The organism is Larkinella humicola (assembly GCF_008727875.1).
Taxonomy (GTDB): domain Bacteria; phylum Bacteroidota; class Bacteroidia; order Cytophagales; family Spirosomataceae; genus Larkinella; species Larkinella humicola.
In genome coordinates this window covers 1119035-1137319 of sequence record NZ_VTWS01000001.1, presented here as the reverse complement: position 1 = coordinate 1137319, position 18285 = coordinate 1119035, and the positions used below count along the sequence as shown (strand labels likewise).

The 18285-nt window shown below is 50.9% G+C and carries 22 protein-coding genes and 1 tRNA gene; 12 read left to right on the top strand and 11 right to left on the bottom strand.

What is annotated here, in order from left to right; all coding sequences use genetic code 11:
• Nucleotides 1-63: 63 nt before the first annotated feature.
• Both F0P93_RS04880 and F0P93_RS04875 read right to left on the bottom strand, forming a co-directional pair.
• Entirely contained in the window at nucleotides 64-717 is a 654-nt protein-coding gene (locus tag F0P93_RS04880; RefSeq protein ID WP_486284516.1) for a response regulator transcription factor, read from the bottom strand.
• Complete coding sequence (locus F0P93_RS04875) at nucleotides 689-2203, bottom strand: sensor histidine kinase (RefSeq protein WP_150875155.1); 1515 nt, start codon at nucleotides 2201-2203, stop codon at nucleotides 689-691. The genes F0P93_RS04880 and F0P93_RS04875 overlap by 29 nt, the downstream gene beginning before the upstream one ends.
• 176 nt (nucleotides 2204-2379) lie before the next feature.
• On the opposite strand from F0P93_RS04875, the gene F0P93_RS04870 reads away from it, so the two are divergent.
• The 6 genes from F0P93_RS04870 to F0P93_RS04845 all read left to right on the top strand — a co-directional run bounded on the left by F0P93_RS04870 (nucleotide 2380) and on the right by F0P93_RS04845 (nucleotide 5564).
• The gene (locus tag F0P93_RS04870) at nucleotides 2380-2865 is read left to right on the top strand and encodes a DUF3299 domain-containing protein (protein WP_114404727.1); all 486 of its coding nucleotides are present in this window, start codon (nucleotides 2380-2382) and stop codon (nucleotides 2863-2865) included.
• A gap of 114 nt (nucleotides 2866-2979) precedes the next feature.
• A tRNA-Ala gene (locus F0P93_RS04865) sits at nucleotides 2980-3056 on the top strand.
• Nucleotides 3057-3282: 226 nt separating this feature from the next.
• The gene (locus F0P93_RS04860) at nucleotides 3283-3840 is read left to right on the top strand and encodes an RNA polymerase sigma factor (RefSeq protein ID WP_150875154.1); all 558 of its coding nucleotides are present in this window, start codon (nucleotides 3283-3285) and stop codon (nucleotides 3838-3840) included.
• Between the two features lie 5 nt (nucleotides 3841-3845).
• A complete protein-coding gene (locus F0P93_RS04855; RefSeq protein WP_150875153.1) occupies nucleotides 3846-4064 on the top strand; it encodes a hypothetical protein in 219 nt (72 codons plus the stop codon).
• Nucleotides 4065-4171: 107 nt separating this feature from the next.
• Nucleotides 4172-4849 (top strand): ClpP family protease, encoded by a 678-nt coding sequence (locus F0P93_RS04850; RefSeq protein WP_150875152.1) that lies wholly within the window; start codon nucleotides 4172-4174, stop codon nucleotides 4847-4849.
• A gap of 154 nt (nucleotides 4850-5003) precedes the next feature.
• Nucleotides 5004-5564 (top strand): NUDIX hydrolase, encoded by a 561-nt coding sequence (locus F0P93_RS04845; protein ID WP_191908724.1) that lies wholly within the window; start codon nucleotides 5004-5006, stop codon nucleotides 5562-5564.
• 88 nt (nucleotides 5565-5652) lie between these two features.
• On the opposite strand, the gene F0P93_RS04840 is transcribed toward F0P93_RS04845, so the two are convergent.
• From F0P93_RS04840 to F0P93_RS04825, 4 genes are all read right to left on the bottom strand, one after another.
• Nucleotides 5653-6219: a C40 family peptidase gene (locus F0P93_RS04840; RefSeq protein WP_150875150.1), complete on the bottom strand. Its 567-nt coding sequence runs from the start codon at nucleotides 6217-6219 to the stop codon at nucleotides 5653-5655.
• Nucleotides 6220-6307: 88 nt separating this feature from the next.
• Nucleotides 6308-8440 (bottom strand): Tex family protein, encoded by a 2133-nt coding sequence (locus tag F0P93_RS04835; RefSeq protein WP_150875149.1) that lies wholly within the window; start codon nucleotides 8438-8440, stop codon nucleotides 6308-6310.
• Between the two features lie 172 nt (nucleotides 8441-8612).
• A complete protein-coding gene (locus tag F0P93_RS04830) occupies nucleotides 8613-8804 on the bottom strand; it encodes a cold-shock protein (protein ID WP_114404734.1) in 192 nt (63 codons plus the stop codon).
• Nucleotides 8805-8990: 186 nt separating this feature from the next.
• A complete protein-coding gene (locus tag F0P93_RS04825; RefSeq protein ID WP_150875148.1) occupies nucleotides 8991-9254 on the bottom strand; it encodes a hypothetical protein in 264 nt (87 codons plus the stop codon).
• Nucleotides 9255-9509: 255 nt separating this feature from the next.
• Between F0P93_RS04825 and F0P93_RS04820 the strand changes: the two genes are divergently transcribed.
• On the top strand, nucleotides 9510-9713 hold the full coding sequence (locus F0P93_RS04820) for a hypothetical protein (protein WP_150875147.1): 204 nt from the start codon (nucleotides 9510-9512) through the stop codon (nucleotides 9711-9713).
• An 87-nt stretch (nucleotides 9714-9800) separates the two neighbouring features.
• Here the strand turns inward: F0P93_RS04820 and nudK are convergent, their stop codons facing one another.
• Entirely contained in the window at nucleotides 9801-10382 is a 582-nt protein-coding gene (nudK, locus tag F0P93_RS04815; RefSeq protein ID WP_150875146.1) for a GDP-mannose pyrophosphatase NudK, read from the bottom strand.
• Between the two features lie 58 nt (nucleotides 10383-10440).
• On the opposite strand from nudK, the gene F0P93_RS04810 reads away from it, so the two are divergent.
• Nucleotides 10441-11193 (top strand): DeoR/GlpR family DNA-binding transcription regulator, encoded by a 753-nt coding sequence (locus tag F0P93_RS04810; protein WP_150875145.1) that lies wholly within the window; start codon nucleotides 10441-10443, stop codon nucleotides 11191-11193.
• Here the strand turns inward: F0P93_RS04810 and F0P93_RS04805 are convergent.
• On the bottom strand, nucleotides 11190-11489 hold the full coding sequence (locus F0P93_RS04805) for a hypothetical protein (RefSeq protein ID WP_114404737.1): 300 nt from the start codon (nucleotides 11487-11489) through the stop codon (nucleotides 11190-11192). The two genes, F0P93_RS04810 and F0P93_RS04805, sit on opposite strands and share 4 nt — an antisense overlap.
• A gap of 207 nt (nucleotides 11490-11696) precedes the next feature.
• Nucleotides 11697-12074, bottom strand: a complete 378-nt coding sequence (locus F0P93_RS04800; RefSeq protein ID WP_150875144.1) for a DUF4397 domain-containing protein — start codon at nucleotides 12072-12074, stop codon at nucleotides 11697-11699.
• Nucleotides 12075-12243: 169 nt separating this feature from the next.
• Between F0P93_RS04800 and F0P93_RS04795 the strand changes: the two genes are divergently transcribed.
• On the top strand, nucleotides 12244-13206 hold the full coding sequence (locus tag F0P93_RS04795; RefSeq protein WP_150875143.1) for an MBL fold metallo-hydrolase: 963 nt from the start codon (nucleotides 12244-12246) through the stop codon (nucleotides 13204-13206).
• A gap of 158 nt (nucleotides 13207-13364) precedes the next feature.
• Nucleotides 13365-14570: a L,D-transpeptidase family protein gene (locus F0P93_RS04790; protein ID WP_150875142.1), complete on the top strand. Its 1206-nt coding sequence runs from the start codon at nucleotides 13365-13367 to the stop codon at nucleotides 14568-14570.
• Here the strand turns inward: F0P93_RS04790 and F0P93_RS04785 are convergent, their stop codons facing one another.
• Nucleotides 14571-15251: a murein L,D-transpeptidase catalytic domain family protein gene (locus F0P93_RS04785; RefSeq protein ID WP_150875141.1), complete on the bottom strand. Its 681-nt coding sequence runs from the start codon at nucleotides 15249-15251 to the stop codon at nucleotides 14571-14573.
• Nucleotides 15252-15380: 129 nt separating this feature from the next.
• Between F0P93_RS04785 and F0P93_RS04780 the strand changes: the two genes are divergently transcribed.
• Together F0P93_RS04780 and F0P93_RS04775 are read left to right on the top strand one after the other, a co-directional pair.
• The gene (locus F0P93_RS04780; RefSeq protein ID WP_150875140.1) at nucleotides 15381-16787 is read left to right on the top strand and encodes a hypothetical protein; all 1407 of its coding nucleotides are present in this window, start codon (nucleotides 15381-15383) and stop codon (nucleotides 16785-16787) included.
• A 21-nt stretch (nucleotides 16788-16808) separates the two neighbouring features.
• Nucleotides 16809-17552 carry an EcsC family protein gene (locus tag F0P93_RS04775; RefSeq protein WP_150875139.1) on the top strand — a complete coding sequence of 248 codons (744 nt, stop codon included), beginning with the start codon at nucleotides 16809-16811 and terminating at the stop codon, nucleotides 17550-17552.
• A 118-nt stretch (nucleotides 17553-17670) separates the two neighbouring features.
• On the opposite strand, the gene F0P93_RS04770 is transcribed toward F0P93_RS04775, so the two are convergent.
• On the bottom strand, nucleotides 17671-18261 hold the full coding sequence (locus tag F0P93_RS04770; RefSeq protein WP_114404744.1) for a hypothetical protein: 591 nt from the start codon (nucleotides 18259-18261) through the stop codon (nucleotides 17671-17673).
• Nucleotides 18262-18285 lie beyond the last annotated feature (24 nt).

Below are 18285 nucleotides of genomic sequence, written 5' to 3'. Positions count from 1 at the left end.
TTGCGCATCTCTGGGCGATAAAGACTGCAACCTGATAACATTACCTTTGCATAAAATGGTTTTTTAAATCAGTTTTTCTTCGACGGCCATTTTCACCAGCTCGGCAGCATTCTTCACCTGAAGGCGACGCATCATGTTGGCGCGGTGGTTGTCGACGGTTCGGACCGAAAGCTGGAGTTTTTCGGCAATTTCACGGCTGCTCATGCCATCGACCAAAAACTGCAGGATTTCTTTCTCCTTCTTTGAAAGCTTGGATCGCCGGATTTTGCTGCTACGTTCCGTCTTTTTCAATTGGTGCATGTAGCCGTTCAAAATAATAGTGGCTACGGGCGAACTGAAATATTTTTCCCCACTGGCAATGGTTCGCAGTGCTTTCATCATCTCATCGCTCGATGAGTCTTTCAGAATGTAACCAAAGGCCCCGGCTTCCACCGAGCGAAGAATGTAATCTTCGTTGTTGTGCATCGATAACATCAGGGTCTTGATGTTTTTGTACAGACGAGAAATGATCTGTGTCGTCTGAATGCCCGACATCCCCGGCAGTGAAATGTCCATCAAAACCACATCGGGTTGCTGGGTTTTCAGTTTTTCAAGAGCTTCTTCCCCATCGCCGGCTTCGTCGACAATTAAAAATTCATCGTTTTGTTCCAGCAGAGAGCGTATTCCGTTTCGGACGATAGAGTGGTCATCAACCAGCATCAACTTGAGTGTACTCATATTCCTGGTGTGCGAGTTTAAAAGGTATACTGACTTGTACTTTTGTGCCTTTGTCGGGCGCCGATGATATTTTAAATTTTCCGTTGATCAGGGCCGCCCGTTCATTCATGTTGTGAATGCCCTGCGAAGGCCGCTTGCTGTCTTCTTTCCGACTGCGGTGGATCCGGAACCCTTTGCCGTCGTCGTTGACAATCAGGTGCAAATAATTGTCTTTTTCGAACAGATCGATCGTGATCTGGTGCGGGTCGGCGTGGCGAAGGGCATTGCTGACGGCCTCCTGCGCAATGCGGTAGACACCAATCTCAACGCTCTTATCTAAACGTGTATTTGACAGATTAGTATGAAAAATAATATCGATGGTACTGTCTTTGTCGTGCGTATCGGCCAGCATTTTCACGGCCGGAACCAGCCCGAAGTCGCTTAAAACCGTCGGCATCAGGTTGTTCGACACGTTTCGAGTCTCCTGAATGGTCTGCGAAATCAGGTTTTTCAGAACCGTTAAATTTTTGGTTCCTTTGGTCTCGCCACTCAGACTTTTCTCAAAACTTTCGACCTGCAGCTTGATGGCCGTCAGCATTTGTCCGATGCCATCGTGCAACTCGCGCGAGAGCCGTTTGCGCTCTTCTTCCTGGCCGGCCACGAGGTAGGAAGTCCTCAATTTCTGCTCGTCCATCTGTTGCTGGTATTGCTGACGGGTGGCGTCGAAGAGTTGCTGGCGGGTTTCTTTCAGGGCGCGGTTCAGGGAGAGAAGTTTGCGGTTGGTTGTGGCGGTTCGGGTTTCGGCTTCGACCAACTGGCCAATAATGCCTTCAAATTTATTTACGGCGGGTCGCAGAATGAACCAGCCCGCAAACACCAGGGCCAGCAGGATAAAGAGGTAAATGACAAAACCGATGAGTCGGGTATCCTCTACATTCGCCAGCGTTTCGCGGGTATATTGCTGAACGACCTCGTCCATTTTTTCTAAAAAGGGTTTTTCGTTCGCCAGCAAAGCGGTTAAATCGGCTTCGGAAATGAATTTTCCGGGGTCAGTAGCACGATCGGCCTGGAGGATGAGTTGCTGCATACTGTCCCGAAAACCCGCGTAATAGGGTTTCAGGGATTGGTACCGAATCTTAATACTGTCACTGTTCTGAAGCAATACCGGATACCCCGGTACGGTGCCCTGTTCAATGTGCAGTTGATTCGTCTGAAACTGCGCGAACAGTTTCTTGATCTCGGTCAGCGTACGCGCGAAATTGGGTAACTCAGAAGGGCGGGTAAGTTGGAGAACCTGACTGACAAGTCGCTGGCTCTGATGGCGTTGCGCGGAAGCCATTCGGATGACCATTACCCGTTCGGATTCGCGCCGGGTTTGAAACTGGCTCACAATTTCGGCAACCGTTAACAGCACGGCAATGAACACCAGTGTTGTTAAGAACAGGCGGTTAAAATGGCGGGCCGAAGGCTGAGAGGTCTGGGGTATAACGTTAACTACTTCCGACACGGTTTTATGAGGCAACCACGTTGATTAAGGTAAAGGTAACAAAATTTGTGATAATTGCAGGATGGAGGTGGTAACTTATGACTTTCGCGCTTAAAAACCCGAACCAAACCCCACCCAGTGTTGTTTTTAAACCAGAAAACGACGTAGATTTGTAATTATCTGAACGCGACCTCATCATGAAAAAAAATGTCTGCTTCATCGCTCTTTTAGGACTGCTGACCCTGGCAGCGTTTACCCCCGCCAAAGTGGTGAGTAACCGTTCGGTGGCAACCGTCGCAGAACCCGTAAAGCTGTCGTGGGAAACGCTGCGCGATGTGACTTTCAAGAAAAAATGGTATCCCGAAGAATCTGTTTACATGCTGTATCCCACCTTCGGGGCCGGGATTCAGAAACTGAGCGGCAAACCGGTCGAGTTGACCGGGTACGTATTACCGGTTGATTACGAGTCCAATCTGTATGTTCTTTCGGCTTTTCCATACAGCGCGTGTTTCTTCTGCGGAGGAGCAGGCCCGGAATCGGTGGTATCCCTGAAATTCAAGAAAAACGGCCTCAAGTTCAAAACCGACGAGCGCCGGACCTTCCGGGGAACCCTCAAACTGAACGCTGATAATATCTACGAACTGAACTACATCATCGCCGACGCCGAAATGGTGGAGCAATGATAGAAACGGTTCAAAATCAGTACGCCATGCCATTGCGTGGCGTTTTTTTTGAAATCTGTCAAAAGCTTCATTGTTTTTTCTACAAAATTTCTCATCTTTGCACCACGAAAAAAAGGGGGTATAGCTCAGTTGGCTAGAGCGCTACAATGGCATTGTAGAGGCCGTCGGTTCGAATCCGACTATCTCCACCAAAATTCGTTAAAAGCCCCAGACTGGTCGAGTCTGGGGCTTTTTTTTAATATTTAATGAATAATGATGAACGCTACATGTAAAAGTACCGGATGGGTAACTCGTTTTACATTCGACATTCATCATTGCTCATGTAACATTCTCTCCCTTTCTTTTCCCGGCAGAAAATTTTTTTTCGTATCCTTGGGTGATACCGGCACGTTATTCTGATTAACCACTAAAAAGCGTATGAATTCAACCCAAACTCTGCCCAGAGAAGTCGCCCTGATTGCTGACCGGGAACGAACGATGGAACGAATCTATGCCCAAACCTATCCGATGGTGCGCCATTACATCCGGGAACAGGGTGGTAGTGAAGAGGATGCCAAGGATATTTTCCACGAGGCCATGATTGTGTTTTACGAGAAAACCGCTCTGGAACAACTAACGTTAACGTGTTCGGTCAGTACATATCTGATGGGAATCTGTAAAAACCTCTGGCGGCAGCAGGTGGAAAAACAGCGACGAAAAACGGCTTGGAATGAAACCCAGACCGACCTCGTTTGGGAGGAGCCGGAAGACGAAAACGAACTGCCGGCACTCAAGCTGATGGGCTTTGTGGAGCAGTTGGGCGAAACCTGTCAATCCATTCTGGTTAGCTTCTACTATTTCGGTCAGCGGCTGGAGCAAATTGCCACACAACACGGTTATCGGTCGGTTCGCTCCGCGACCGTGCAGAAATTCAAATGCCTGGAACGACTGCGCAAAGCCGTCAGCCACCTGTCGATTGGTCACTTTAAATCCTGATGGCGATGCGTCCCGAATTAGAAGAAGTTCAACTGCTGGAAGCCTATCTGCGCGGAACCCTGTCTGAAGAGCAACAGATGGACGTCTCCGTCCGGCTGCTCTGGAACCCGGACTGGCAACAGAAACTGGCGGCCCAGAAACTGGCCTATCAAGCCATTCACCTGGCCGGACGCCAGCAGTTGCGTCGCGAATTAGACGCGATTTACGTCCGTCTGTTCGGCTAAAACCGGCATACCAACCTCGTTTTATAGATTCTTCAACTGGCTTTTACCGAGCCGGGGGCATTGTCGTGCCTGATAAAAGCATTTTTCATCCCAACCATTTCCTTATTATGTATTATCCCGAACTTAGCCAACGTGAGTTCCGTAACTTCGCCGTACACGGACAAAACCTGAACGGTCTGACGGTCGATCGCTACCTGCACCAGGTGGAGAACATGACCCGTTCGGTCATTGAAGAGCGGCCCATGAATTTCCGTGAGGTCGATGTATTTTCCCGCCTGATGGCCGACCGGATCGTTTTTCTCGGTTCGGCAGTCGACGACAATATTGCGAACATCATCATTGCCCAGTTGCTGTTTCTGGAATCAGCCGATGCCAAAAAGGATATCTTGCTGTATATTAACAGCCCCGGCGGTTCGGTCTATGCCGGGTTGGGAATCTACGACACCATGCAATACGTCCGGCCCGACGTCGCGACGATCTGCACCAGCGTGGCCTTGTCGTTTGGGGCGGTTTTGCTATGCGCCGGGGCACCGGGCAAACGGTCGGCTTTGCCACATGCCCGCGTCATGATCCACCAGCCGCACGGCGGAGCGCAGGGCCAGTCTGTCGATATTGAGATAACGGCGCGGCAAATTGTCATTTTGCGCAATGAGCTCTACGAAATCATGGCCCGGCACAGCGGTCGTTCGGCGGAAGAAATTGAGCGGAACGCCGACCGCGATTACTGGATGAAAGCCACAGAAGCCAAGGAATTCGGCTTCATCGATGAAGTGCTGCAGCGGTAATTCATCGAATTCGATGCCGCTTTACCTGATTTTTGTGGCGCAGAACAGGAGGTTAAAAGCCGGGAATAACCATCTTTGTGACACTGCATCACAAACCAGGGAGAAACCGCCTGTCTCCGTAAACGTTTACCAGCCGCAGCGATGCGGCTTTTTTATGGACTTACTAGAAATTTTTGACGCCAGCAACCAACCGCTGGGCTACACCAAACCCAAAAAAGAAGCACACCGAGACGGCGACTGGCACCGCACCTCTGAAATCGTGGTGTTGAATGATCGTGACGAAGTGTTGCTGAGCCTTCGTCACCCGGACAAAGCGGTTTTGCCCAATTTCTGGGACGTCTGCGTCGGTGGACACGTTGATCCGGGCGAGAGTTATGAGCAGTGTGCGACACGCGAAGTGGAGGAAGAAATTGGCGTGCGGCCCAAAACCGGCGAATTGCAGTTTCTGGGCATGGTGGCTGTGGAGGTAATCGACCCGGCTGCTTCGCTGATCGACCGGGAACACGCGGCTGTGTATGTCTTTCGCACCCGCCGGACGCTCGATCAGTTCGTCATGCAATCGGATGAAGTGGCGGATTTGCGGTTTATGCCAATTGCGGTCGTCCTGGAAGAATTTCGCACGGGTAACAATTCGCTTCGGTATACGCCACCGCAGCACACCTATCTACGAACCCTGGAAATGGCGGCCGCTTTTATTTGCCCCCCAACCCCCTAAAGGGGGCCTTAAGACCGTCAAAACTCTCCCCATAGGGGGGGCGAAAAGTGGAAGCACTTAACGGACCCTGCTCTTCTGGGAAACGGACCTAAAATGGTCGAACGGCTTTTACAAACCGGCCTTTGAAATAACTCGAATACAAATTGTCTTCCCGAACACCCCGCGACGAAGACGCGTGAATAAACATGATGTTGGATGCCCCGCGAACTTCGGTAACAATTCCGGTGTGCGAAACATACCCGGATTTTCCATCATCCGGCACGAAAAATACGAGGTCGCCCGGCTGAATCTGCGGCACTTCCACTTCATACCCCACTTCAGACTGTTGCCAGGAAACCCGTGGCATTTGCAGACCGACGGTGTTAAATGAAGCAAAAATCAGCCCCGAGCAGTCCATGCCTTCCGAGGTCTGACCGCCCGTTCGATACGGGGTTCCGGTATAGGTTCGGGCAATTTTCACCACCTGCGGCACATACCCTTTCTGATAGGTTTGCGTATCGACGGTTTTCAGCGGTTTGCCAACCGGTTTGCGATTGGCCGCCACCGGTCTCCGCTGGGCGGGCGGGGTGTAATGCGAAGTTTTGAAAAAAGAACAGGACGACAGCGTCAACACCAGAAGAGCAGTAGGCCATAAGGGGCGTAATAAAGTCTTCATTCGTAGCGATTTAAGGTGTATCGTTTAAGGTCTGGCAGAGCGGCCATGGCAATATGCCGTGGCCATCACCCGAAACAGATATAAGCTATTAAAATTTCATCGTTAAGGCAATACGCTTGCGCTGCAAATCAACTTCCAGCACCTTCACCTGCACTTTCTGGTGAACACTGACGACCTGACGCGGATCGGAAACAAACTGATTGGCTAACTGCGAAATGTGAACCAGTCCGTCCTGTTTGACGCCGATATCGACAAAGGCACCGAAGGCTGTCACGTTCGTCACCACGCCCGGAAGCAGCATGCCCTCCCGCAGATCTTCCGGTTTTCGGACCCGCTCGTCATACTCGAAAACGGCCAGCGTTTCCCGCGGATCACGGCCCGGTTTTTCCAGTTCGGCCAGAATATCGCGGAGGGTTGGCAGCCCCACTGTTTCGGTAACGTACAATTCGGGCTTTATCTGCTTTTGAAGGTCCGTTTTTTTAACTAAATCGGTTACTGTGCATTTCAGATCGCGGGCCATGCGTTCCACCACAGCGTAGCTTTCCGGGTGAACGGCGCTGTTGTCGAGCGGATTTTTAGCCTGGTCGATGCGGAGAAAACCGGCACATTGCTCGTAGGCTTTCGCACCCAGCCGGGCCACTTTCTTCAACTGATCCCGGGATTGGAACGGGCCGTTCTGCGCCCGGTATTCAACGATGTTCTGCGCCAGTTGCGGCCCCAAACCCGAAACATACCGCAACAAATGACTGCTGGCGGTATTGAGCGAAACGCCCACCTGGTTCACGCAGCTTTCCACCACCCGATCCAGGCTGCTTTTCAGGTCATTCTGATCGACATCGTGCTGGTATTGCCCCACGCCAATCGATTTGGGATCAATTTTAACGAGTTCGGCCAGCGGGTCCATCAACCGGCGACCGATGGAAATGGCACCCCGCACGGTTACATCCTGATTCGGAAATTCCTGCCGCGCCACTTCCGATGCGGAATAAATCGACGCGCCCTGTTCGCTCACCATGAACAACGGGATGGTTTTGCCGAAATTCAGGCTTCGGACAAAGTCCTCGGTTTCGCGCCCGGCGGTTCCGTTGCCAATCGTAATGGCTTCAATCTGGTGCTGCGCGACCAGTTTTAATAAGGTCTGTTGCGCCTGTTCGCGACGGCTGTCGGGGTAAATAACATCGTTGGTCAGCAGATTTCCCTGTGCGTCCAGACAAACCACTTTGCAGCCGGTTCGAAAACCGGGGTCGATGGCCAGCACCCGCTTCTGCCCGAGTGGGGGCGACAGGAGCAGTTGGCGCAGGTTATCCGCAAATATTTTGATGGCTTCCTGATCGGCTTTTTGCTTCGACGCGTTTTCAAATTCGGTCTCAATCGACGGTTTGATGAGTCGTTTGTAGCTGTCTTTGATGGCCATCGCAACCTGATCGATGCTTTCGGACGAGCCGTGTCGCAAAAACTGCCGGTCCAGCCGTTCGAGGGCGGTTTGTTCATCCGGCGAAATACTGACTGCCAAAATTCCTTCCGCTTCTCCGCGCCGGATGGCCAGCAAACGATGGGAGGGAACCCGGCGGAGCGGTTCGGCAAAGTCGAAATAATCCCTGTATTTGATCCCGGCGGTTTCCTTGTCTTTTTTGACAACGGCCCGGAGAATAGCCTCCCGTTCAAACAGATTCCGGATGCGTTGCCGGGCATCGGCGTCCTCATTGATCCATTCCGCCATGATGTCGCGGGCGCCCTGCAAGGCGTCCTGAACGGAGGCCACCTGTTCGTTCAGGAACGATGCCGCTTTTCGTTCCACGGTATTTTCGCGCTGACTGAAAATGAATTTGGCCAGCGGTTCTAGTCCTTTTTCAATGGCGATGGTGGCGCGGGTTTTTCGCTTGGGTTTATAGGGTAAATACAAATCTTCCAGTTCGGTGACTGTACCGGTCGATTCGATTTTCTGGCGGAGTTCTGCCGTCAATTTGCCCTGATCGGCAATGGATTTCAGGATGGTTTCCCGCCGTTTGTCGAGTTCGACCAGTTTTTGGTAGGTATCTTTGATGGCCCCAATCTGCACTTCGTCCAGTTGCCCCGTGGCTTCTTTCCGGTAGCGAGCAATGAACGGTACGGTAGCACCATCGTCGAGCAACTGAACGGTTTGGGCAACCTGCCGGGCGTTCAGATTGAGCAGGGAAGCAATGCGCGACGTCAGGTTGCTGGGGTCGGTGGATGGGCTCATGGAGTCGATTTACTGAATGAAGCCGCAAAAAAAGCACGAAAGGATGGTTTGTCAACAAAAAAGAATTAGAATTCCCGCTACGGTTTGGTAATCCGTTCTGATTCAGTGGGCAAAAAAAAACATGCCACCAGGCATGTTTTCTTCTTGAAACTCAAACGGCTCTATCTTTCGATTATACCAGTTCTACGTTTACAGCGTTCAGACCCTTTTTGCCACGTTCAACTTCAAATTTTACTTTGTCGTTTTCGCGGATCTGGTCGACAAGGCCCGTCGAGTGAACAAAAATGTCCTCGCCTGGTGCATCCGGCTTAATGAAACCGTATCCTTTGGTTTCATTAAAAAATTTTACTACTCCTGTTTGCATTGAATTGTGATTGAAAGAATTTGTATAAAGGACTATTTTTTTATATTTCTTTCCAAATTTTTATAACATTTTTTTGTGGACAAAGGCCACTTATTTAGGCAGGAACGGTCTATTCAGCTACGTTTTGAATCGGAGGACCCCTAAATAAGCAAAGAATATCCGGTTTGCTCCAACACCCTTTTGCCTTTAAATCCGACAGTCCAGACAGCTTTCGTAGTCCTCGTGACCGGGCGCGTACACCCCGTTGACATTCACCAGTCGATTCACCGGAATTGACTCACCGGACGCCAGCATGACGGAGTCGCCCCCGGGTTTAGCCTTCAATTCAGTCATAATAGACGTAACCGAAATCAGTTCATTCAGGTCGGTGGTGTAGAATATCTTGACATATTTCCGCAATGCAATCAGCGAACGGAGCATGTCCATATAGGGTTCTGTGTACGTTGTCATGGGCTGCAAACCAGAGTTATACCCAGATAACAAAATTTGATTGAAACTGGCTCCGGACTTGTGAATTATTTCATATCGTATTTCCGTTCTAAGTATGACTATTGTGAGATTTTTGATTGCCGGTTTTTACGTTTTTTAATCCGGTTTTAATATAAACACATCATACTATGCCACTTTTAAGGTTCGCTTAATCTGGTTTACATCTTTTTTTAATGCCGTTATGCTTTCTTTGTGACTATAAATTATCCTATCCTCATGAAATACGATCCTTTCTTTTTTATCTCCTGTATTATGGGGGATGAATTGTATAAATTGAATTCTGCCAAGAACGAACAGCTCGACTACCGGGCGCTTGAGGAACGTTTCAAGCAAGTTTGGAACCAACCGATCGATGATTTTTACCTAAGCGGTTTGCCACCCGTGATCCGCCGAAATGCGAGACGTCCGTTTATCTACTAGTGCCCGATTCCGTTTTCCCCGTAAACTTGTGAAAGACGACTCCAACCTCCGGTGAGAAGGCTGTGCAGAGGGAGGTTGGAGGTTTGGTCAGGCTGCCTGAAATTGCTGAATGCAAAGGTGCTGGAGCAGCATTATGGTTTTCCCATCGACAATTTCACCTTCGGCGATCATCTGCAGGGCCTTCGACAGTGGCATTTCCAGCACGTCGATCTCTTCTTCATCAATGCCGCCCCCGGTTCGCTTTTCGGTGGAGTCGGAATAATCTGCCGTGAAAAAATATAGCTTCTCCGTGACCGATCCCGGACTCATATAGGCTTCAAAAACTTTCCGGATGTTGGTCACGACAAAACCGGTTTCTTCTTCTGTTTCACGTCGAATCGCGTCTTCCGGGTTGTCGTTGTCCAGCAAACCGGCACAGGACTCGATCAATAAACCGCTTGCATTGCCATTGACGTAGGTCGGCATTCGGAACTGACGGGTCAGAATGACAGTATTTTTTTCCGGATTGTGAAGCAGAATCGTTGCGCCGTTGCCCCGGTCGTAGGCTTCCCGGGACTGTGTTTCCCAAATCCCATTTTTGCGCTGATACTTAAACGTCACTTTCCGTAAGGTGTACCAGTTATCCGATAACACTTCCTGCCTGATGAGCTGAACCCGAGAATTATTCATTAGTATTGGTTGTTTTTGATTGAATTTGATTATTTTTGAACAAATTAAAAACGCAGTGATGAATTTTCCAACCCGGAAGCGGCTTATTTTACAAACGGTCGAAGAGAAAGGCTCTGTCGAGGTGAAAGAGCTTGCTGAGCTCCTGCAAACCTCGGAAATTACTGTTCGCCGGGATTTGAGTATCCTGGCAACCGACGGACTGATTTACCGTACACATGGTGGCGCTATGAAAGTGGGCCTTGCCACCAATCCGGTGCAGTTTGTGCACAAAACCGCCGTTAATTCGGAAAACAAAGATCATATTTGCCGGCTGGCAGCCCAGGAGATCAACGAAGGAGAGGTGGTGTTTATGGATTGTGGGAGTACGGTTTTCCGTCTTTGTCAGTTTATCCGAAACAAACGCATTCAGGTGATTACGAATTCATTACCAGTGGTCAACGAGCTGATGCAGTCGGAAGTGACGGTGAATCTGGTGGGAGGAGAAGTGGATCCGAAGCGGCAGGCTGTTCACGGATTGATTGCCCATGAACACGTGGCCCGCTACCACGCCCACAAGGCGTTTCTGGGTGTCGACGGAATTTCGACGCAGCACGGACTGTCGGCTCATAGCGAAACCGAGGGTGGGATGACGCTCGCCATGGCTGCCCAGGCCGAAACCGTGTACCTGTTGTGTGATTCGACGAAACTGGAAAAAGACAAATACGTGCAGTTTGCTCCGCTGAGCCTGGTTCAGGTGCTCGTAACAGACTCCAATGCCCGCCCGGACGTGCTGGAATCGTACCGCGAACAAGGTGTTCGGGTGTTGAATTAATTCAGAGATGTATTGCCATTCGAGCGCTTTCGGCTCGATAAATCCTCGTAATTACCCGTCAGAATCGCAGCCTGGTGCAGCAACTCCACGGCCTGAATCTCATCATACAGTATATCGAGTTTGCGCTCGATTCGTCCGATTTCGGCAACGGCATTCTGATACGCAAAGAAATCGTCCTCCTCGCTCCGGTTTTGCATGGACTCGGCCAGGAGGTATTTACCAGCCTGGAGCACGCCCCACGACGCCCGTAATTCGTGTAAAATCGGGCTGTATTTGGTCACTTTCAGAACTCGCATTCTCAACAGCGGTTTTCGCACGCAAAGATATACAAATTTAGAAGCCGACCATTACGATGGTGCTTAGTTTACGGTTTTATGGTTTTCGGTATACGGTTTTCTGTTTACGGTTTTTGGTTTACAGTTTACGGTGGCTGGCGCATTCATCCTGTTCGTGCGTCAGTCACCGAAAACCGAAAACCGTATACCGAAAACCGTATACCTTATTTACATCAATTCAAAGTCAACACATTTCCCCGCTTCGACGGTGAACGTTTCGGAGAAACTCTGGCCGTTGGCGGCCCGGAATTCGAGTTCGTGTTCACCCGCTTTCACGGTGGTTACGGGCGAGCCCGTCGCATCGCAGGAAGGAGCGGACGCCGTTACTTTACTCAGCGTACCCACTTTTGTGCCGTCGACGAAACAATCCACCTTGACGGTTTCGATGGCTTTGTTGGATGACCAGAAAATTACCCGGCCCGAATCCGGTTCAACTTCCGTTTCTTTTTTACAGGAAACCGTGACGCTCAGCAAAAGCACAGCACACAGGGATTGCAGACAAAACCGGGTTAAATAACGGTTTAAGATGGTAGGAAAGAAGCTCATAGCAGTAGTTGTTGTTGTCGTTTGTTGGGACAAAGGTGTTTACGTTCGTTGCGATTCGAAAACAAATTTTATCTGAACTGGTGAATTAAATAGGTGAAACGGTAAATAACTAATGTCAACAATCCGGGATAGATCAGGTTAAAAAATCAAACAAAATCAAACGTGGGGTATGGAAAGGCAGACACTCGAAAATCTGACAACCCGTGAAGAACGGAGTCCGTATGACGTCGCAGAAGACGTAAGAGGGATAAAAAACGGCTTTGTCAACATCTATTTTATCGGAGAATCGCAGCCCGGTGGGAAATGGGTTCTGATTGACACCGGAACACCATCCGGTGCCGACCAGATTCTGAAAAAAGCCCGGGAATGGTTTGGCGACGACAATCCGCCCCGGGCCATTGTGCTGACGCACGGGCATTTCGACCACGCCGGATCGCTGGAGGCCTTGTTGAAAGCCTGGGGAACGGTGCCGGTTTATGCCCATCCCCTGGAATTGCCGTTTTTACAGGGGAAGTCGCATTATCCACCGCCAGACCCATCGGTTGGGGGCGGGGCAATGGCCTATATGTCGTGGATGTTTCCGACGGCACCCTTCAATTTTGGAGATCGGATTCGGCCGGTTCCGGCGGATGGTCTGATTCCGGAATTACCCGATTGGAAGGTCATTCACACGCCCGGCCACTCGCCCGGCCATGTTTCGTTGTTCCGGGAGAGCGACCGGAGTCTGGTGGCGGGTGACGCATTTACCAATACCGACCAGAACTCGGCTTTTGCGGTAATGACCCAGAAGCAGGAGCTTCACGGCCCCCCGGCTTATTTCACGATTGACTGGGAAGCCGCCAAACGCTCGATTCAGGAACTGGCGGCTTTGAATCCGACGTCTGCCGGTACCGGACACGGAAAAGCGATTCAGGGCATTCAACTCCCGCAGCTTCTGGAAGACTTAGTTCTCCATTTTGAAAGCCGGGAAGTACCGAAAGGAGGTCGGTATGTGAAGCAACCGGTGCATTCGAACGAGGAAGGCATTGTGGATATGCCAGCCCCGATTTCGTACCATGTTACCCGCATCCTCAGTATTGGCGTCATCGTCGGTACGGTGATGCTGCTTTTGGGAAGCAAGCGGAAGAAATAAACCGCAGCACTGGTTCTGAAGGCGCAAAAGCCCTGAAAGCCCCGACGGCCGCTGATCCAATCAGGGCTTTCGGGGTTTTTTCCGGTAAATGATCCTTTAAAAATTAAACACCACGGCTCGGAATGGCGTTTTAGGGGTACGTATAATCGAACTCACGTATGGAACGCCGAAATATCATCATTTTAATAGGAAGTGCCGTCATTGTCGTCCTGGTTGCCTGGTTTTCGCTCAGGCACTTTGGTTTATTAAACAAGAACGATGTTCCGGCAGAGGGCTGGGATCGTTCTCAGGCCGAAGTGGTGATGAGGCAGTTGTGCCGGGCTGCGGATTCGGTCGGGATCGACACCAACCGCTATTCATTCCTTGAATCCGATACAAAAAAGGAGTTTGGCGAGAAATTCACCGGCTTGCTACTGGAACTGCGCTACGGACTAAAACCGTCCAGGATTACGTATAACAAGATCCCGGAAAAGATTGATACCGTCTGGGCAATTGCCATGCTGAAAAAAGACGAAGGAAAATCGGCTTTGGATTCGCTGCGGAAAACACCGGTTTTTGGGCATTATACCACGCTCGTTAGCGCCTATACCAAATTAAGGAAAAATGCGCCCTCCGACACCGGAAAATACATCCGGCAAACGCTGAATTTTTACCGCTATCTGAATCGCTTCGATTTTGATCGGTTTCTGGTTGTTAATGTTCCCGCAGCCGAATTGAACATCTACGACCGGAGCGGTAAATGCCTGTTGCCAATGGATGTCATTGCGGGAAAGAAGGATACCAAAACGCCATTTTTTACGACCTACCTTACCGACATCATCACGTATCCCTACTGGAATGTACCCCGTGGAATCGGTCTGAAGGAAATTCTGCCAAAGGTGCAGCAAAACGCGGATTATCTGGAAAACCAGAACATGGAAGTGCTGGATGAAAAGGAACAGGTGGTCGATCCGTCCGAGATTGCCTGGGAAGATATGTCCGCCGAGAATTTTCCGTACCGGTTTCGACAAGCTTCCGGGTGCAACAACTCCCTGGGTTTGATCAAGTTCAACCTGACGGGGCCGGGAGCTATTTACCTCCACGATACGAACGCCCGTGACCTGTTTGACCAAACCAGCGACCGCTGGCGGAGCCACGGCTGTATGCGGGTGCAGAAACCGGTTGAACTGGCTAACTACCTGATGGGGACGCCGGTGCTGGACGAGGGATTCATGAACCGCTGCATGGTCGATCAAAAACCGCAAACGTTGACGCTGCCCAAACCGTTCCCGGTTTTTGTGGTCTACAACCGGGTCGATGTCGATGAAAAAGGACATTTGCGTTATTACAAAGATGTGTACGATCTGGACGGTCGACCAATGTAATTACAGCAGAAACGTTGATTTTTGCAGATAATCCGGGCTGGGCGAATAGACAAACAGGCACGAGCCGCCTTTGATGGCTTGAATGATGTCTTTGCTGACCGCGTTGGCAATGGCCGGGCAACCCTGACTGCGGCCCAGCCGACCGGTTTTGCGAATAAAATCTTCGCAGACATAATCCGCTCCGTGCATAACGATCGCGCGGCTGAAGGCGTTATCATTAAAACCCTGTTCCAATCCTTTCAGTTGGAGCGACAAACCGTGTTTGCCCTGGTAGGTATTGAGGGTTTGGTAGAATCCCAGGCTCGACTGGAAAGACGAAAACGTATTTGAAAACGAAGCCGCCATTAGTTCGCCCGAGTTCCGGCCGTGGGCAACGTAGGTCTGAAACAGTAATTTCTGTTGATCGAGATCGATGACATACAACCGCTTCTTGGTCGACGGCTGGCTCAGGTCAACGATACTCAGAATGGATTTCGCAAACGTGCTTTTCTGTAAACCACGAAGGGCATAGTCGAACACTTCCTTTTGAAGCCCCATGCGTTCCAGATTCAGCTCGTCGTATACCCCCGCCCAAAGGCTGGTTTTGTCAACCGCGGAGTGGGCGTTGGCTCTAACCGTGGTGCCAACACTGGCGAGGCTAAGCGGGAGAATGGCAAGGAGAATCAGCAGCGCTTTTTTCATAAAACGTTGGTTAACTGGTTAGTATGTAAAAAGGGATGTAGGTAATTAACGCCAACAAGGTCATAATAATTCGATAGTTTCATGAATTTCTGCCTCAAGCTTCAGAATTACCTTTTCATCTTAGTCCTTATGCTCTGGGGGTCAGCGACTTTGGCGTTGCCGGTTGTTTCCATTCTAAAGTACAAAAAAAACGGCGAAACTGAGTATACACCGGCGGCAGTCCGGGCGATCGCCGATTTAAAAAGGCAGGGTGGAGGCACGTTGACCTACCCCGCCGGGCAGTTCGTGCAGGGGCCGGTCGAAATCACCGGATCGGGAATCAGCATTCAGGGAGCCGGTATAGGCCGGACGTTTCTGATCCGAAACTCCCAGCGCGGCTATGCGTTATGGGCCAACCGGAAGCAGCGGGTTCTTATTCGGGATCTGTCCATTGACTGCGACAAGAGCCCGATTGAGGGCGGCATATACTTCGGCGGTTGTACGGCCAGCGGGGCCGACCGGGTTTCCGTTCAAAATGCCGATGCCAGCACGTTTGTCGTTGAAAATCAACTGTTCAATGCCGGAGATGAAAAAGCGGTGTCGGATCGCAATGTTTTTCGGAACTGCCGGGCTAGTGGTCAAAAACGGTATCACGAAGTTGGTGGAAAATCCCCTTTTATTGCCGGGGGCTATGCCCGGAATACGCGTTTTGAATCCTGCACTGTTACCGACTGCGTGGGCGATGCCTTCGACAGTGACAATGCGCCCGGTACTGTGTTTGTGCGTTGTGTGGCCCGAAACACCAAAGGAATCAGCCCCTATGCCGGTTTCTGGTCGGAAGGTGAGCAAACGGATTCGGACCACCGCGTGATGTGGAGCAATTGCAAAGCGATCGGCTACCGGGTTGGGTTTGGCGTTTCGGAGCGCGTAAAAGCCACTATTCAAAACGGAGAGGCCGAAAATTGCGTGAATGCCGTAAAAGGGTTACATTACCAATACCGCATTGTGATCACCAACTTTACGGCCCGGAATTGTGGCAAAGGGCTGGAAGCGACCGACACCGACGGCGTTTTGACGTTCAGTGGCCCGGTTACCCTGACCAAAGTACGCACCCTGAATACCGTCGCCCGAAATTCGTTTTCCAATTACGGCGGAGGAACTTCCACCAACGAGGAAACCATTATCGGTCCCGGTTGCGAGTTTGACCGGGATGCCTACATCAGTTACGAAAATTCCGGTTCGCGCCGGATTACGGTCGATGGTGCCACCTTCCGGGGCGGCAATATTCGGTACTACAACGGCCAGTTGACCGAGTTGCTGGTCAAAAACAGCCAGTTTATTAACGGCGGTATTGTGGGGGCTCGAATCAAACAGAGCCGGATTACAGCCGGTAGTCGGTTCACTACGACCGACAGTACCAAAACGGCCATTCAATTGAGTCTGGATTCGTATAATACCACGATCGATAACGCAACCTTTGAAGGGTACAACCGGGTGTCGAACAACGCAAAAATGGGAACCGGCGTTCGGCAAACGAACCGTCGGCAACCCCGATAAGCCTGTAATCAACGAATAACTATGTCACCTTACGAAGACGCCGTTGTGCGTGAATTACAGGTCTGGCGACAGAAAATGATGCGCAGACCGTCGGCCGTCAACCGGCTTTCGAAGAACCTGCAGACGCGGATGAACCGGTTCATTCCCGAAAAAGTGCATCAGGCCATTACGGCAACCATCAAGCAAATGACGCGGGCGGTGTTGTTCGGCGCGGAGTTTCTGACCCGGCAGCCGGTGCTGGAACCGCTGTCGCTGGAAGAACGGGAGGAACGGGTTCGGGACCGCATTGCGTTCTACAAAACCGCCGGAGCAGCAGAGGGGGGCGTCACCGGCGCGGGCGGCATTCTGCTGGGGCTCGCCGATTTTCCGTTGTTGCTGGCCCTGAAAATGAAGCTGTTGTTTGAAATTGCGGCCATTTACGGGTATCCGGTCAACGAATACAAGGAGCGGCTTTACATCATGCACATCTTTCAACTGGCGTTTTCGAGTCAGGAGCGTCGGCAGCTCGTTTATCAACAGATGCTCAACTGGCAGGCCAAAAGCCAGCAACTTCCCGACGACATCAACCAGTTCGACTGGCGGACCTTTCAGCAGGAATACCGGGATTATATCGACCTGGTCAAAATGGCCCAGTTGGTTCCCGGTATCGGAGCCGCTGTCGGTCTGGTCGCTAACTATCGTCTGCTGGATTCGCTTGGCAAAACCGCCATGAACGCTTACCGGATGCGGTGGGCGGAAAGGAGGGTGCTGGAGAGTGGTTTGTAGTTTATGGTTTACGGTTTTCAGTTTACGGTGGCTGACGCATGCTGGCTCAATGAGTTGAACGCGTCAGCGAGCATGCGTCAGCCACCGTAAACCGTAAACTGAAAACCGTACACTTATTTTATTTCCTTGCCGGATTGATCATTATATGCGCCCGGTGGGTGCCGGGGTCCATGATCCAGGGCATGCCGGGTGCTTCGGCTTTCAGGGGCAGGCCGGTGCTTTCGGAGGTAGCATACGGAATGTAGACGACCGACCGGAGGTAACCATTTTTCACTTCGCCCGTTGCCGCATTGTAGCTGGAGTCAGGGGCCGAATATACGAAGAGAGAAGAGGGTTGCTTGGGCATTTTCCACTTGCCGGCTTTTTCTTCTTCCTCCCGAATTTTCATGATTTCAGCCGGAGACTTGCCTTCTTTTTTTAATTCCCGGCCGCGGGCCATGAAGGGTTCCAGACCCTGGTGGTAGCAGGAGACGTTGAGTCCTTTCTGCGTCGGATCATCCGCCAGGCAGACGTAATCGTTTGTCCCTTTTCGCAACACAATCATCTCATTTTTACCTGAATAGCCCAAGACCGTTGCGCCGTCACGTTTGTCGGAGGGAGCGGCCAGTACGGCAGTTTTGATTTGCAGATCGGGCGTCGGGGCAGTCGTCTGGGCCAGGGCATTGAACGCACAAAAGCCCGAAAGTAGAAAGAAGGTAAATTTTTTCATGGGATTAAAAAGAGAGGGTTTGTC

What these genes read in the sequence shown, in the direction of transcription:
- F0P93_RS04880 (WP_486284516.1), bottom strand. Translation starts at nt 717, where the DNA reads ATGAGTACACTCAAGTTGATGCTGGTTGATGACCACTCTATCGTCCGA.
- F0P93_RS04870 (WP_114404727.1), top strand. Translation starts at nt 2,380, where the DNA reads ATGAAAAAAAATGTCTGCTTCATCGCTCTTTTAGGACTGCTGACCCTG.
- F0P93_RS04860 (WP_150875154.1), top strand. Translation starts at nt 3,283, where the DNA reads ATGAATTCAACCCAAACTCTGCCCAGAGAAGTCGCCCTGATTGCTGAC.
- F0P93_RS04855 (WP_150875153.1), top strand. Translation starts at nt 3,846, where the DNA reads ATGCGTCCCGAATTAGAAGAAGTTCAACTGCTGGAAGCCTATCTGCGC.
- F0P93_RS04850 (WP_150875152.1), top strand. Translation starts at nt 4,172, where the DNA reads ATGTATTATCCCGAACTTAGCCAACGTGAGTTCCGTAACTTCGCCGTA.
- F0P93_RS04845 (WP_191908724.1), top strand. Translation starts at nt 5,004, where the DNA reads ATGGACTTACTAGAAATTTTTGACGCCAGCAACCAACCGCTGGGCTAC.
- F0P93_RS04840 (WP_150875150.1), bottom strand. Translation starts at nt 6,219, where the DNA reads ATGAAGACTTTATTACGCCCCTTATGGCCTACTGCTCTTCTGGTGTTG.
- F0P93_RS04835 (WP_150875149.1), bottom strand. Translation starts at nt 8,440, where the DNA reads ATGAGCCCATCCACCGACCCCAGCAACCTGACGTCGCGCATTGCTTCC.
- F0P93_RS04830 (WP_114404734.1), bottom strand. Translation starts at nt 8,804, where the DNA reads ATGCAAACAGGAGTAGTAAAATTTTTTAATGAAACCAAAGGATACGGT.
- F0P93_RS04825 (WP_150875148.1), bottom strand. Translation starts at nt 9,254, where the DNA reads ATGACAACGTACACAGAACCCTATATGGACATGCTCCGTTCGCTGATT.
- F0P93_RS04820 (WP_150875147.1), top strand. Translation starts at nt 9,510, where the DNA reads ATGAAATACGATCCTTTCTTTTTTATCTCCTGTATTATGGGGGATGAA.
- nudK (WP_150875146.1), bottom strand. Translation starts at nt 10,382, where the DNA reads ATGAATAATTCTCGGGTTCAGCTCATCAGGCAGGAAGTGTTATCGGAT.
- F0P93_RS04810 (WP_150875145.1), top strand. Translation starts at nt 10,441, where the DNA reads ATGAATTTTCCAACCCGGAAGCGGCTTATTTTACAAACGGTCGAAGAG.
- F0P93_RS04805 (WP_114404737.1), bottom strand. Translation starts at nt 11,489, where the DNA reads ATGCGAGTTCTGAAAGTGACCAAATACAGCCCGATTTTACACGAATTA.
- F0P93_RS04800 (WP_150875144.1), bottom strand. Translation starts at nt 12,074, where the DNA reads ATGAGCTTCTTTCCTACCATCTTAAACCGTTATTTAACCCGGTTTTGT.
- F0P93_RS04795 (WP_150875143.1), top strand. Translation starts at nt 12,244, where the DNA reads ATGGAAAGGCAGACACTCGAAAATCTGACAACCCGTGAAGAACGGAGT.
- F0P93_RS04790 (WP_150875142.1), top strand. Translation starts at nt 13,365, where the DNA reads ATGGAACGCCGAAATATCATCATTTTAATAGGAAGTGCCGTCATTGTC.
- F0P93_RS04785 (WP_150875141.1), bottom strand. Translation starts at nt 15,251, where the DNA reads ATGAAAAAAGCGCTGCTGATTCTCCTTGCCATTCTCCCGCTTAGCCTC.
- F0P93_RS04780 (WP_150875140.1), top strand. Translation starts at nt 15,381, where the DNA reads ATGCTCTGGGGGTCAGCGACTTTGGCGTTGCCGGTTGTTTCCATTCTA.
- F0P93_RS04775 (WP_150875139.1), top strand. Translation starts at nt 16,809, where the DNA reads ATGTCACCTTACGAAGACGCCGTTGTGCGTGAATTACAGGTCTGGCGA.
- F0P93_RS04770 (WP_114404744.1), bottom strand. Translation starts at nt 18,261, where the DNA reads ATGAAAAAATTTACCTTCTTTCTACTTTCGGGCTTTTGTGCGTTCAAT.